Origin of the sequence: Burkholderia sp. Bp8991, from assembly GCF_003853795.1 — a bacterium.
GTDB lineage: Bacteria > Pseudomonadota > Gammaproteobacteria > Burkholderiales > Burkholderiaceae > Burkholderia.
The window spans coordinates 25,469-38,920 of record NZ_QTQJ01000049.1 but is presented as its reverse complement, the minus strand read 5'-3'; the positions used below and the strand labels follow the sequence as shown (position 1 = coordinate 38,920).

At 66.2% G+C, this 13,452-nt stretch carries 13 protein-coding genes and 1 pseudogene; 4 read left to right on the top strand and 10 right to left on the bottom strand.

Going from position 1 to position 13,452, the window contains the following annotated elements:
• The 4 genes and pseudogenes from DIE02_RS33435 to DIE02_RS33420 all read right to left on the bottom strand — a co-directional run.
• A pseudogene (locus DIE02_RS33435) lies at window positions 1–104 on the bottom strand (branched-chain amino acid ABC transporter permease); the annotation flags it as partial.
• Between the two features lie 211 nt (window positions 105–315).
• Window positions 316–1,155, bottom strand: coding sequence for a branched-chain amino acid ABC transporter (locus tag DIE02_RS33430; RefSeq protein WP_124487003.1), 840 nt, complete (start codon window positions 1,153–1,155; stop codon window positions 316–318).
• Between the two features lie 270 nt (window positions 1,156–1,425).
• The gene (ispH, locus tag DIE02_RS33425; protein WP_124486996.1) at window positions 1,426–2,406 is read right to left on the bottom strand and encodes a 4-hydroxy-3-methylbut-2-enyl diphosphate reductase; all 981 of its coding nucleotides are present in this window, start codon (window positions 2,404–2,406) and stop codon (window positions 1,426–1,428) included.
• 2 nt (window positions 2,407–2,408) lie between these two features.
• Complete coding sequence (locus tag DIE02_RS33420) at window positions 2,409–2,864, bottom strand: peptidylprolyl isomerase (RefSeq protein ID WP_044845599.1); 456 nt, start codon at window positions 2,862–2,864, stop codon at window positions 2,409–2,411.
• A gap of 135 nt (window positions 2,865–2,999) precedes the next feature.
• Between DIE02_RS33420 and radC the strand changes: the two genes are divergently transcribed.
• The 4 genes from radC (at window position 3,000) to nadB (ending at window position 6,187) form a co-directional block, all read left to right on the top strand.
• Window positions 3,000–3,773, top strand: coding sequence for a RadC family protein (gene radC / locus DIE02_RS33415; RefSeq protein WP_124486995.1), 774 nt, complete (start codon window positions 3,000–3,002; stop codon window positions 3,771–3,773).
• Between the two features lie 238 nt (window positions 3,774–4,011).
• Window positions 4,012–4,245, top strand: coding sequence for a 50S ribosomal protein L28 (gene rpmB / locus DIE02_RS33410; protein WP_004186391.1), 234 nt, complete (start codon window positions 4,012–4,014; stop codon window positions 4,243–4,245).
• 17 nt (window positions 4,246–4,262) lie between these two features.
• Window positions 4,263–4,430, top strand: a complete 168-nt coding sequence (gene rpmG, locus DIE02_RS33405) for a 50S ribosomal protein L33 (protein WP_006478046.1) — start codon at window positions 4,263–4,265, stop codon at window positions 4,428–4,430.
• Between the two features lie 170 nt (window positions 4,431–4,600).
• On the top strand, window positions 4,601–6,187 hold the full coding sequence (gene nadB / locus DIE02_RS33400) for an L-aspartate oxidase (RefSeq protein WP_044845597.1): 1,587 nt from the start codon (window positions 4,601–4,603) through the stop codon (window positions 6,185–6,187).
• Between the two features lie 92 nt (window positions 6,188–6,279).
• On the opposite strand, the gene nadC is transcribed toward nadB, so the two are convergent.
• The 6 genes from nadC to purN all read right to left on the bottom strand — a co-directional run bounded on the left by nadC (window position 6,280) and on the right by purN (window position 13,441).
• A complete protein-coding gene (gene nadC / locus DIE02_RS33395) occupies window positions 6,280–7,161 on the bottom strand; it encodes a carboxylating nicotinate-nucleotide diphosphorylase (protein WP_124523875.1) in 882 nt (293 codons plus the stop codon).
• Complete coding sequence (gene nadA / locus DIE02_RS33390) at window positions 7,158–8,294, bottom strand: quinolinate synthase NadA (protein WP_044845643.1); 1,137 nt, start codon at window positions 8,292–8,294, stop codon at window positions 7,158–7,160. The genes nadC and nadA overlap by 4 nt, the downstream gene beginning before the upstream one ends.
• A 405-nt stretch (window positions 8,295–8,699) precedes the next feature.
• Entirely contained in the window at window positions 8,700–9,893 is a 1,194-nt protein-coding gene (locus DIE02_RS33385) for an acyl-CoA desaturase (protein ID WP_044845595.1), read from the bottom strand.
• Window positions 9,894–10,115: 222 nt separating this feature from the next.
• The gene (locus DIE02_RS33380) at window positions 10,116–11,498 is read right to left on the bottom strand and encodes a mechanosensitive ion channel family protein (protein ID WP_124486993.1); all 1,383 of its coding nucleotides are present in this window, start codon (window positions 11,496–11,498) and stop codon (window positions 10,116–10,118) included.
• A gap of 18 nt (window positions 11,499–11,516) precedes the next feature.
• Window positions 11,517–12,782: an RsmB/NOP family class I SAM-dependent RNA methyltransferase gene (locus DIE02_RS33375; protein ID WP_044845593.1), complete on the bottom strand. Its 1,266-nt coding sequence runs from the start codon at window positions 12,780–12,782 to the stop codon at window positions 11,517–11,519.
• Window positions 12,779–13,441 carry a phosphoribosylglycinamide formyltransferase gene (purN, locus tag DIE02_RS33370; protein WP_124486992.1) on the bottom strand — a complete coding sequence of 221 codons (663 nt, stop codon included), beginning with the start codon at window positions 13,439–13,441 and terminating at the stop codon, window positions 12,779–12,781. Before purN ends, DIE02_RS33375 begins: the two co-directional genes overlap by 4 nt.
• Between the last annotated feature and the right edge of the window lie 11 nt (window positions 13,442–13,452).

Genomic DNA, 13,452 nt, shown 5'->3' with positions numbered 1-13,452 from the left:
ATGATGCCGAGAATGCCGTACACCATCGTGTAACCCAACGCGATGATGGCGTACACACTGCCGAGCACCAGCCCGTTGAGGATCTGCTGGACGAAAATATCCATTTAAAGCTCCTTGGCCCATGCTGCCGGAGGACGTTGCGCCCCGCGGGTAAGCGAGGAATCGCGCCTTCTCGGCGACACTGCGGGTACTAGTCGATACCGGTAAGGGTGGATCGCCCCGGCGCGCGCCGCCCGGCCTGTACGGCCGGACCTGCCGCCGGAACGGATACAGAAACGACACCGCACTGTTCCGGTGCCATCATGAGTCCCGTCGCTAAATCGTCACGACATCGAGGACGGTGTACTTGGCCTCCTTGAAGTCGTAGGGCAGCGTGCCGCAACGGCCGGTGTCCGGTTGCCCGAACGCCATGCCTTTTTCCGTCCGGGCCGGGGCGAACCCCGCGTCCGGGCAGATCAGGTTCCGCGCCGCGTCGCCCGCGGGCTCGACCACCTTGACGGCGCACATGCCGATGTCGCCAAGGGTTTGCGCTCCGATGCCGGACGCCGTCGCCTGCGGTGCAAGCGGGCCGTCCGCCGCCGCCCGCGCGGCGCCCGAACCGGCATCGCGAAGGTGGCGCCCGACTTTCGTCAGGACTGCGTCGGAATCCGTGAAACGAAGCAGACCGCCCGCCGCGACGCGATGGGTCGCGGCGACACGCTGTTTCGTCGAATCGAAATGAAAGGGAATCAGTGACATCTGCACGTCGCCTGCGTTGCCCCGAAACCCGGGCGCCCGCCGTGCGGCGCGCCCTGCTGCTGCCGCATCATGGCCGGCGGCTCGTTGTCGGGCAATCAGCTTGCCCGTCGCCCGGTCGATGGCAGCGCCGCCGGCGCGTGCTGCCCGCCGTGCCGAATGCATGCCGATCTTCGGGCCCTGCGCGTTGAATTCCTCGATCGCCAAACGTGCCCCGTTGTCCTTGTCACTGTCCGATTGCGCAATGCGGCACACCGACCGCGCCGCACGACCGGGTCCGGCAGCGCGCACGTCGCTGGCCGCCGGTACTGCGGGTGCCGCAGTCTCCCTGCCCGCCTCGTCGTCGCTCTTTTTGCTACAGCCGGCAAGCATTGCAACCGGTGCGGCGACGGACATGGCGTCAGCCAACTTCACATGCATCGAGTAGGTCTCCCGCGCCTTGCCAAAACCCGATTTCAAAGCCATTCCGGCCTGAAAACGGGCGCATTGTAACTCCATTTATAGGCCGCCAATAATCCTGATTCGATGGGGTTTTCCTGCATTGCAACCAATTTTGAGAAGCGGCTACGCGCAGCGATAGCAACCGGGTTGCACCATTGCTGTGAACAATGGTTGCATCTCATTTTCGCGACGCAAAAAAAAGCGCGCCGGGAGGCGCGCTTCGGGGGTATCGCAGGTGCGATGCGGCAATCAGACGGCGGGCGGCAGGTTGAGCCCGCGCGGCAGCGGAAACGACACGTTTTCCTCGATGCCGTCGAGGGCGCGGACATTGCGCACGCCGAGCTCGCGCAGCCGCGCGATCACGGCCTGGGCGAGCACTTCCGGCGCCGATGCGCCGGCCGTCACGCCGATGCGGCGCTTGCCCGCGACCCAGGCCGGATCGATCTGGTCGGGTGCGTCGACCATGTACGCGGCCACGCCGCGCTTCTCGGCCACTTCGCGCAGGCGGCTCGAATTCGAGCTGTTCGGGCTGCCGACGACGATCACGACGTCGCACTGCGGCGCCATGAACTTCACCGCATCCTGGCGGTTCTGCGTCGCGTAGCAGATGTCCTGCTTCTTCGGCTCGCGGATCTTCGGATACTTCGCCTTCAGCGCGCCGATAATCTCGGCCGCGTCGTCGACGGACAGCGTCGTCTGCGTGACGAGCGCGATGCGCTCGGGATCGGCGAGTGCGAGCTTCTGCACGTCCTCGACGCTTTCGACGAGATGCATGCCGCGCTCGACCTGCCCCATCGTGCCTTCGACTTCCGGGTGGCCCTTGTGGCCGATCATCACGATGTCGACGCCGTCCTGGCGCATCTTCGCCACTTCGACGTGCACCTTCGTGACGAGCGGGCAGGTTGCGTCGTAAATACGCAACCCGCGCACGTCCGCCTCGTCGCGCACGGCCTTCGACACGCCGTGCGCGCTGAAGATCACGGTGTTGCCGGCCGGCACTTCCTCGAGTTCCTCGACGAAGATCGCGCCTTTCTTCTTCAGATCCTCGACCACGTACTTGTTGTGGACGATCTCGTGACGGACGTAGATCGGCGCACCGTGCATCGCGATCGCGCGCTCGACGATCTCGATTGCGCGATCGACCCCGGCGCAGAAGCCGCGCGGCTGGGCCAGCAGGATTTCGGCATCGGCGGCGACGGTCTGCCCGGACAGCGTATCGGTGGTGCTCATGATTACAGGATTCCGATGATTTTCACTTCGAACGTGAGCGCTTGGCCCGCGAGCGGATGATTGAAGTCGAACAGCGCCGAGGTTTCGCTGACTTCCTTCAGCACCCCTGCATAGCGGCCGCCGTCCGGCGCGTTGAATTCGATCAGCTCGCCCGGCGTGAAATCGTCGCCGACCATCCCGTTCTCGCGCAGCGTCGACAGCGTCACGCGCTGGAGCATGTCGGGATTGCGGGGACCGAACCCCTGCTCGGGCGTTAGCTGAAAAGTCGAATGGTCACCGACCCTGAGCCCGAGCAGAATCTGTTCCAGCGAGGGCGCCAGTTGCCCGGCGCCGAGCAGCAGCGTGGCGGGCTTGTCGGAGAAGGTGTTGACGATATCGGCGCCGTCGGCCAGTGCCAGCCGGTAATGCAGCGTGACATGGGAACCGGGCTTCACTTCGGATAGATCGATGATGCTCATGAATGACTCGTGTTCGTCGGCGCCCGAACTGGCCGAAAGGCCCGGCGCAAAACCAATATTGTAAGTCACCTGAGCGCGCAAGGCTGAAAGTGCGACGACGTCGCGCACACGGCCGCCGCCAATGGAGTTTCGATCATGCCGTCATCCTCTCTCGCCGTCGTGCCGGCCGAATGCCGCGACACCGCCGACCCACCGGCCGCTGCGCCGGGCCGCGTCGTCCCGATCCACCTGCGCAAGCGCCGCCCGGCCGACTGGCGCCCCGAGCGGCCGCGCGAACGGCTGCTGGAGCGCGGGCCCGCCGCGCTGACCGACGACGAGCTGATCGCGCTGCTGCTCGGCACGGGCAAGCCCGGGCATGATGTGTTCGTCACCGCCCGCGCGCTGGTCAGGCAGTTCGGCACGTTGCGCGGCCTGCTCGAGGCGACCTCCGGCGACTTCGAGATGCACCCCGGCATCGGTCCCGCGCGCTCCGCACGGCTCGTCGCGGTCACCGAGATCGCGCGGCGCATGCTGGAGGAGAAGGCGCACGCGCGCCTGCAGATCGATTCGCCCGGCGCCGTCGAGGATTGCCTGCGGCTGAAGATCGGCTCGCGCCCGCACGAAGTATTCATTGCGGTGTACCTCGACGCCCGCAACGGCCTGATCGACATGGAGGAAATCACGCGCGGCTCGCTGACGCGCATGGCCGTCTATCCGCGCGAGGTCGTGCGCCGCGCGCTGCAGCAGAACGCCGCAGCGCTGATCGTCGCGCACAATCATCCGTCGGGCGCGGTCCAGCCGAGCGCGGAGGACCGCCGCCTGACGCGGGTGCTGAAAGACGCGCTCGAACTCGTCGACGTGCGGCTGCTCGATCACGTCGTCGTCGGCACCAGCGATACATTTTCGTTCGCGCGCGCCGGTTGGCTGTAGACTGTGGCCCGGCGACCCGCCCCACGGGCGCCGCAACGACGATGCGAAATTGGGTTTGATTTTTCTGAACTTTTTCTGCTAGAATCGTCGTCTGTCTTTTTTCCAACCAGTTCTAGCCATCGAAGGGCCTTGTCTTTACAGGCTTCGGCGTTCTGAGTGCAGCCATGGATCACGTGGCAGTACGATGGAACCTTCATCGGCGATCGAACCCCGAATTTAGCGTATTAGGAGTGCTCTCATGGCACGCGTATGCCAAGTAACTGGGAAAGCGCCGATGAGCGGCAACAACGTTTCCCACGCCAACAACAAGACGAAGCGCCGCTTCCTGCCGAACCTGCAAAACCGCCGGTTCTGGGTGGAGAGCGAAAACCGCTGGGTGCGCCTGCGCGTCTCGAACGCCGGCCTGCGCCTGATCGACAAGAACGGCATCGATTCCGTGCTCGCTGACCTGCGCGCACGCGGCGAAGCCTAAGCCCAAGGAGCACAATCATGGCAAAAGGCGCACGCGACAAGATCAAGCTTGAGTCGACCGCTGGTACGGGTCACTTCTACACGACCACGAAGAACAAGCGCAACATGCCGGAAAAGATGGCGATCAAGAAGTTCGATCCCGTCGTCCGCAAGCATGTGGAATACAAAGAAACCAAGATCAAGTAATCTCCGGTTTCTGCCAGCCTGACGGCGACCGAAAAGCCCCGCACATGCGGGGCTTTTTGTTTTGCGCGGTTTCGCGCGCACGCTCGGGCCCGACGCGGTATGCTCTCCCCTTTCCGCGGCCAAGGTCGACGGAACGCACAAGATCTAAAGCGTAACGATGGAGATGCAGCATGAAATTCGACGTGGCGATCGTCGGCAGCGGCCTGGCAGGGCTGTCGGTCGCACTCAACCTGGCCAGCACGCGACGTGTCGCGCTGATCGCGAAACGTTCGATGATGGAGGGGGCAAGCGATAACGCGCAAGGCGGCATCGCGGCCGTCCTCGATTCGGCGGACAGCATCGAGAACCACGTCGACGACACGCTGGTCGCCGGCGGCGGGCTGTGCGACGAAGGCGCGACGCGCTACATCGTCGAGCATGGCCGCGAAGCGATCGAATGGCTGATCTCCCAGGGCGTGCCGTTCACGAAGGACGATGCGGCCGAACTTGGTTTCCACCTGACGCGCGAAGGCGGCCACAGCCACCGCCGGATCATCCACGCGGCCGACGCGACCGGCCATGCGGTGCTCGCGACGCTGTCCGACCGCGCACGCCAGCATCCGAACATCACGTTCTTCGAAAACCACCATGCGATCGACCTGATCACGTCGGACCGGCTCGGGCTGCCCGGGCGCCGCTGTCACGGGCTGTATGCGCTCGACGTCGACAACGACCGCACGATCACGATCGAGGCGCCGCACACGGTGCTCGCGACCGGCGGCGCCGGCAAGGTCTACCTGTACACGACGAACCCCGACACCGCGACCGGCGACGGCATCGCGATGGCGTGGCGCGCGGGCTGCCGCGTGTCGAACATGGAATTCATCCAGTTCCACCCGACCTGCCTGTTCCATCCGTATGCGAAGTCGTTCCTGATTTCGGAGGCCGTGCGCGGCGAAGGCGGCCTGCTCAAGCTACCGGACGGCACGCGCTTCATGCCCGCACACGATCCGCGCGCGGAACTCGCGCCGCGCGACATCGTCGCGCGCGCGATCGACTTCGAGATCAAGAAGCGCGGGATCGACTGCGTGTATCTCGACATCAGCCACCAGCCGGAAGCGTTCCTGCGCGAGCACTTCCCGACGATCCATGCGCGCTGCCTCGAATTCGGCATCGACATCGCGAAGCAGCCGATTCCGGTCGTGCCGGCCGCGCACTACACGTGCGGCGGCGTCGTCACCGATCTCGCGGGGCGCACCGATCTCGCGGGCCTGTATGCGGTCGGCGAGACGTCGTACACGGGGCTGCACGGCGCGAACCGGCTCGCGAGCAATTCGCTGCTCGAATGCCTCGTGATCGGCCGCGCGGCGGCCGAGGCGATCGAAGCGGCCGGCTTCGACGCTGCAACGCCGGCCAAGCTGCCCGCATGGGACGAAAGCCGCGTGTCGGATGCGGACGAGGAAGTCGTCGTCGCGCACAACTGGGACGAACTGCGCCGGCTGATGTGGAACTATGTCGGCATCGTGCGCACCGACAAGCGTCTCGAGCGCGCGAAGCACCGCTTGTCGCTGCTGCGCGACGAGATCCACGAGTACTACGCGAACTTCCGCGTGACGCGCGACCTGCTCGAGCTGCGCAATCTCGTCGACGTCGCGACGCTGATCGTGAAGAGCGCGTACTCGCGCCGGGAAAGCCGTGGGCTGCACTACAGCCGCGACTGGCCGCACACGCTGCCGAAGGCGCTGCCGAGCGTGCTCACGCCCCGCTCGCGCCGCTGACCGGTACGCCCTTCCCGGCTGCCGCCGCACAAAAAAAGCCGCTGGCGTCATGCGCGCCAGCGGCTTTTTTCGTCAGACGGTATGTCGCGCGGTCAGTCGACGATCCGCATCGAGTAGTCGGTCGCGCGCACGTCCTTCGTCAGCGCGCCGATCGAGATACGGTCGACGCCCGTCTCCGCGAACGTGCGCACCGTATCGAAATTGACGCCGCCCGACACTTCGAGCACGGCCTTGCCGGACGCGATGCGCACTGCCTCGCGCATCATGTCGAGCGTGAAGTTGTCGAGCAGCACCGACTGCGCGCCATGCGCGAGCGCCGTGTCGAGCTGCGCGAGCGTCTCGACTTCGACCTGCACTGGCACGCCCGATTCGAGCGCGAACGCCGCATCGAGCGCTTCGCCGACACCGCCGGCAGCCGCGATATGGTTTTCCTTGATCAGGATGCCGTCGTACAGCGCCAGACGCTGGTTCTCGCCGCCGCCGACCCGCACCGCGTACTTCTGCGCGAGCCGCAGGCCCGGCAGCGTCTTGCGCGTATCGAGGATCTTCGTGCGCGTGCCTTCGACGCGATCGACGTAACGACGCGTCGCGCTCGCGACGCCCGACAGCAGCTGCAGGAAGTTCAGTCCGTTGCGCTCGGCCGTCAACAGCGCGCGCGCCGGCCCTTCGAGTTCGCAGACGGTCGAATCCGGCGCCATCCGGTCGCCTTCGCGATAGCGCCACTGCACGACGATCGACGGATCGATTCGCGCGATGACGGCCTCGAACCACGGCACGCCGCACAACACGGCTTCCTCGCGCACGATGATGCGCGCACGGCGCCGCTCGCCGGCCGGCACGAGCCGCCCGGTCTGGTCGCCGGTCCCGACGTCTTCGGCGATCGCATCGGCGACGTTGCGCGCGATCGCTTCGTCGAACGCCGCGCCGTATTGTGCGCGGACGGCTTCGAACAGCGGAGAGACTGCGCCGGTCATGCAGCCCCCACGTTCGCGAACAGTTGCTGATCGCGCTGCAGATCGCCGCTCGCTTGCACGCGCTTCTTGTGCGCCGCGGCGAAATCGAGCATCCGGTCGATCGGCAGACGCGCGCGCGCGCCGATCGCCGGATCGACGAAGATCTCGTTGTGACCGCGCTCGAGCACGTCGGCGAGGTTCGCGAGGCCGTTCATCGCCATCCACGGGCAATGCGCGCAGCTCTTGCAGGTCGCGCTGTTGCCGGCCGTGGGCGCGGCGATGAAGGTCTTGCCGGGCGCCGCGAGCTGCATCTTGTGCAGGATGCCGAGGTCGGTCGCGACGATGAAGTGCGTCGCGTCGAGCTTCACGGCGGCATCGATCAGCTGCGTCGTCGAGCCGACGACGTCCGCCTGCGCGACGACGTTTTCCGGCGACTCCGGATGCACGAGCACCTTCGCGTCCGGATATTCGGCACGCAGCAGGTCGAGCTCGATGCCCTTGAATTCGTCGTGGACGAGGCACGAACCCTGCCACAGCAGCATGTCCGCGCCGGTTTTCTTCTGGATGTAGCTGCCGAGATGGCGATCCGGTGCCCAGATGATCTTCTCGCCCCGCGCGTGCAGGTCCGCGACGATTTCGAGGCCGATCGACGACGTGACCATCCAGTCCGCGCGGGCCTTCACGGCGGCGCTGGTGTTCGCGTAGACGACGACGGTGCGGTCGGGATGCGCATCGCAGAACGCGGAGAATTCGTCGACCGGGCAACCAAGATCGAGCGAGCAGGTCGCGTCGAGATCGGGCATCAGTACGCGTTTGCCGGGGCTCAGGATCTTCGCGGTTTCGCCCATGAAGCGTACGCCGGCGACGACGAGCGTCTGCGCGTCGTGGTCGCGGCCGAAACGGGCCATTTCGAGCGAATCGGCGACGCAGCCGCCGGTTTCGTCCGCCAGTTCCTGCAGCTCGGCATCCACGTAGTAGTGAGCGACGAGCACGGCCTTTTCACGTGCGAGCAGCGCCTTGATGCGCGCCTTCAGTGCGGCGCGTTCTTCGGCAGACGGCGCCTCGGGCACTTTGGCCCACGCCTGGCCTACCCCACAGACGGTTCCCGCCGAGACCGGCCGGTCGTACTCGACGGGTTTGATCGTCGATTGCATCTCCATATCTCCTGTCGACCCGAGTTAGCGCTTTAGCGCTTACTCGGGTCCCATGCTTCGCGGTCGACCCGAGTTAGCGCTTTAGCGCTTACTCGGGTCCCATGCTTCGCGGTCGACCCGAGTTAGCGCTTTAGCGCTTACTCAGGTCCCATGCTTCGCGGTCGGCCAGAGTTAGTGCTTTAGCACTTACTCTGGCCCCATGCTTCGCGGTCGGCCCGAGTTGGCACTTTAGCGCTTTTGCTCCAGCGCCATCCCTGCGCTCGCTCCGGGGCGCCACGTCAGCGCTGCCCCGAGCCTCATACGAATTCCGGCGCTTCCGGTCGCCCTTCGAAAACCGGCCGCCCAAATGAAAAAACCCCGCCAACGCGGGGTTTGTGACGTCCTGAGATTCTAATCGATTTCGAATCAGGCGTAGCGACGCAGGCGCGTCGCGAATTCCTGCAGCGCCTTGATGCCGCTTTGTTCCGCGCGATGGCACCAATCCTGCAATTGCGCGAGCAGCTGTTCGCGCGAAGCGGTCGAGCGATCCCAGATCGCGGCCAGATCCTGGCGCAGCTGGAAGTACGTGTGCAGCTTCTGGCTGTTCGCGAAGATCTCCGGCAGCAGCTTCTTCTGCGGTTCGTCGAGGCCGTCGGCGTCCTTGTGGAACCACTTGCGCGCGCCGCGCATCAGCTGGTACTTCTCGCCGCCGATTTCCTTCAGGTGCGCGAGCTCTTGGCGGTACGCACGCTTCACGGCCTTGCCGTAGCGCGCCATCACTTCGTAGCGGTTCGACAGCACGGCCTGCAGCGTTTCCTGGTCGAGCACCGTCTTCGGCTTGTTCAGGCGCGGCGTCGGTGCAACCTTCTTCACCTTCGCGAGACCGAATGCCGACATGATGCGGATGTACATCCAGCCGATGTCGAACTCGTACCACTTGTTCGACAGCTTCGCCGACGTCGCGAACGTGTGGTGGTTGTTGTGCAGCTCTTCGCCGCCGATCACGATGCCCCACGGGAACAGGTTCGTGCTCGCATCGGCCGAGTTGAAGTTGCGGTAGCCCCAGAAATGGCCGAAGCCGTTCACGACACCCGCGGCCCAGAACGGAATCCAGACCATCTGCACGGCCCACACGGTCAGGCCGAGCACGCCGAACAGCGCGACGTCGATCACCATCATCAGGCTCACGCCGAGGATCGGGTACTTCGAGTACACGTTGCGCTCGATCCAGTCATTCGGCGTGCCGTGGCTGAACTTGCGCATCGTTTCTTCGTTCTTCGCTTCCGCGCGATACAGCTCGGCGCCTTCGAGGAACACCTTCCAGATGCCGCGCGTCTGCGGGCTGTGCGGATCTTCCTCGGTTTCGCACTTCGCGTGGTGCTTGCGATGGATCGCGGCCCACTGGCCCGTCAGCATGCCGGTCGTCATCCACAGCCAGGCGCGGAAGAAGTGACTCGCGATCGGGTGCAGCTCCAGCGCGCGGTGCGCCTGGCAGCGGTGCAGGTAGACCGTCACGCCGATGATCGTGACGTGCGTGACGGCAAGCGCGAACAGCGCGACCTGCCACCACGAAAAGCGCAGGAGCCCGTGGGAAAGAAAATCGAGCAGGGAATTCAACAAGGCAGTTACCTGTGGTGAGAGCGATGCCGGCGCAGGCCGGCGTCATAAAAATGAAAGCATACCGCGTGTAGACCGGAATTTTACTTCAACCGTTCCAAGTCTTTGTAAAAAATGAATATTCTCTTGTCTTGACGCAACGCAAACAGTCCATCGGCGGACCGGGAAAGGCGCGCGATCCGGTTCTGGCCGCAGGCCCCGCCCGATTCGCGCCGTCGGCCGCATCTACGCGGCCGACGCCCGCCCGTCCACCGATCGGCCATCGGCCACGGGCACGCCCTCGGCGACCACGCCGGTCGCGGCGAACCCCTCCGGCAAACCGACCACGCGCACTTCGCGCTGCGGGAACGGAATCGAGATCCCGTGCTCGCCGAACAGCCGCCAGATGTTGCGGTTCACGGACGAACGCACGCCCGACGTGCCCTTCGCCGCATCCTCGATCCAGAAGCCGAGCTCCAGGTCGATCCCGTCCGCGCCGAAGCCGACCAGATACGGCGTCGGCGCCGGCTCCGCGAGCACGCGCGGCACGCCCTTCGCGGCTTCCGCGAGCACCGCGAGCGCCTGCTCGACGTCGCTGGTATAAGCAATCTGCACGGCGACCTTCGCGTAGCCCCGCGTCAGGTACGACGACTGGTTCTGCACGACGTCGGTGATCAGCTTCTCGTTCGGGATCAGCGTCTCGTTGCCGTCGAGGCCGCGCACGACCGTATAGCGCGTGCGGATCTGCGTGACGACGCCCTGGAGCCCGCCGACGCTGATCGCGTCGCCGAGCCGCAGCGAACGGTCGAGCAGGATGATGAAGCCCGACACGTAGTTGCTGGCGATCTTCTGCAGCCCGAAGCCGAGGCCGACACCGACCGCGCCGCCGAACACGCCGAGCACCGTCACGTCGATGCCGACGAGCGACAGCCCGATCAGGATCGCCGCGAACACGAGCAGCGCGCGGCCGATCCGCGACATCACGACCTTCAGGTTCGCGTCGAGCGTGGTGGCGCGCGCGAGGCGCTCCTCGAGCACCGAGCCGAGCCACATCGCGACCATCAGCGTCACGCACACCCACAGCGCGCCGGAGATCACCGACAGCAGCGTGAGGTGCGCATTCGCGACGCGGAACTGCACGCTGTCGAGCCACGCGATCACGTCGCGCTGGATCCCGAGCACCGTCAGCACCATCGCCGCCCACACGATCACCGACACGATCTTCTCGACGATCGACAGCCACGCATGCGTGTGGCCGTCGCGGGCGAACACGCGCCGCGCGAAGAAGAACAGCACGTAGATCAGCCCGATGCCGAACAGCGGCACGAGCGCGAGCGACAGCAGCGACGTCGACATGAACGGGTCGAACCCGAGCTGCGCGGCCAGCACGAACAGCCCGCCGAACAGCGGGAACAGCGCGCGCTTCAGGCTCTGCGCCCCGGCGCCCGGCATCCGGCCGGCGGCGCGCCGGCGCGCGTCGATGCGGCCGTGCACGAACCGCGCGGCAACCCATGCAAAACACAGCGCGCCGACGAGGATCGCCGCCTGCCAGATCATCACCGGCTGGTTGAAGTCGCGGATCACCGACGCGAGCCGGTGCGACAGCAGGCGGTTCTGCAGATTCTCCATCGTCTGTGCGCCCCGCCCTTACTGCGCGGCGCGCCGTTCCAGCACCGCGGCGAAGAAGCCGTCGGTCGCATGGCGGTGCGGCCACAGCGACAGGTAGTCGCCAGTCTCGAGTTCGATGCGCTGGTCGGCCAGCACCTTCTGTGCGGGCACCAGCACGAAGTCCGGATGGTCGGCGAGGAACTGCTCGACGATCGCCTCGTTTTCCGCGTCGAGCACGCTGCAGGTCGCGTACACGAGCCGGCCGCCCTTCTTCACGAGACGCGCGGCGCTCGCGAGGATCGACGCCTGCTTCGGCGTGAGTTCCTCGATCGACGTCCGCGTCTGGCGCCACTTGAGGTCGGGGTTGCGGCGCAGCGTGCCGAGGCCGCTGCACGGCGCATCGACCAGCACGCGGTCGATCTTGCCCGCGAGCCGCTTGATCTTCGCGTCGTGTTCGCTGTCGATCAGCACCGGGTTCACGTTCGACAGCCCGCTGCGCGCGAGGCGCGGCTTCAGCTTCGTGAGGCGCTTTTCCGACACGTCGAACGCATAAAGGCGCCCGGTCGAGCGCATCATCGCGCCGAGCGCGAGCGTCTTGCCGCCGGCGCCCGCGCAGAAATCGACGACCATCTCGCCGCGGCGCGGCGCGACCAGCGAGCACAGCAGCTGGCTGCCTTCGTCCTGCACCTCGATCTGGCCTTCCTCGAACAGCTTCAGACGCGTGAGCGCCGGCTTGCCGACGACGCGCACGCCTTGCGGCGCGAACGGCGTCTCGCCAGCGTCGATGCCGTTCGCGCGCAGCGCGTCGATCACCTGGTCGCGCGTCGCCTTCTGCGCGTTGGCGCGCAGGTCGAGTGGCGCCGGGTAGTTCAGCGCGGCGGCGAGCTGCGCGAGTTCTTCTGCGTCGAAACGGGCGGACAGCGCCTGGTAGATCCAGTCGGGCAGGTTCGTGCGCACGCGCACCGGCAGGCTCGCCGGATCGATCTTCGACACGTGCTCGAGCCACGCGGCCTCGGTGTCGGACACGAACGGCTTCAGCGCATTGCGGCCGAGCGTCTGCATCAGGCCGAGCAGCGTCAGGCGCCGCGCGGGGCTGCCCGTGCCGCTCTCGGCGAGGTGCGAGAACTCCATCTTGCGGCGCAGCACCGCGAACACCGCCTCGGCGATCACGCCGCGCTCGGCGTGGCCGAGCTTCGGGTGCGCACGGAAGAACCGGCTCGTCGTCGCGTCGGCGGGGCCGGTGAACTTCAGCACCTCGGCCAGCAAGGTCTCGGTCTGGCCAATCAGGAATCCGTGCAGCTTCATACGCCCTCGCTCGTTTCGGTATGCGGTTGATCCGCGAAAATCCAGCGCGCCTCTTCCGGCGCGACCACTGCCCTGCCGTTCTCGAGGCGCAGGCGCCCCTCGACGAACCAGCGGACCGCACGCGGATACAGCACGTGCTCGACCGTCAGCACGCGCTGCGCGAGCGCGGCCGCGTCGTCGCCCGCGCGCACGGGCACCGCGCCCTGCGCGACGATCGCACCGCTGTCGAGTTCGGGAATCACGAAATGCACGCTCGCGCCATGCAGCGCGACGCCGGCATCCAGCGCCTGCTGGTGCGTGTGGATGCCCTTGAAGCTCGGCAGCAGCGACGGGTGGATGTTCAGCAGCCGGCCTTCATATCGTCTGACGAAATCGGGCGTAAGGATGCGCATGAAGCCGGCAAGCACGACGAGATCGGGCGCGAAGCGGTCGATCTCGGCGGCGAGCGCCGCGTCGAAGCTGTCGCGGCCGTCGAACGAACGATGGTCGACCACCGCGGTCGCCACCCCGTGCGACGCGGCAAAAGCCAGGCCGGCCGCGTCGGGCCGGTTGGCGATCACGGCGGCGACCTCGGCCGGCCAGCGTTCCTGCGCGCACGCGCGGACGATGGCCTCCATGTTGCTGCCGCGACCGGAAATCAGGATCACGAGTTTTTTCATCCGCGAATTTT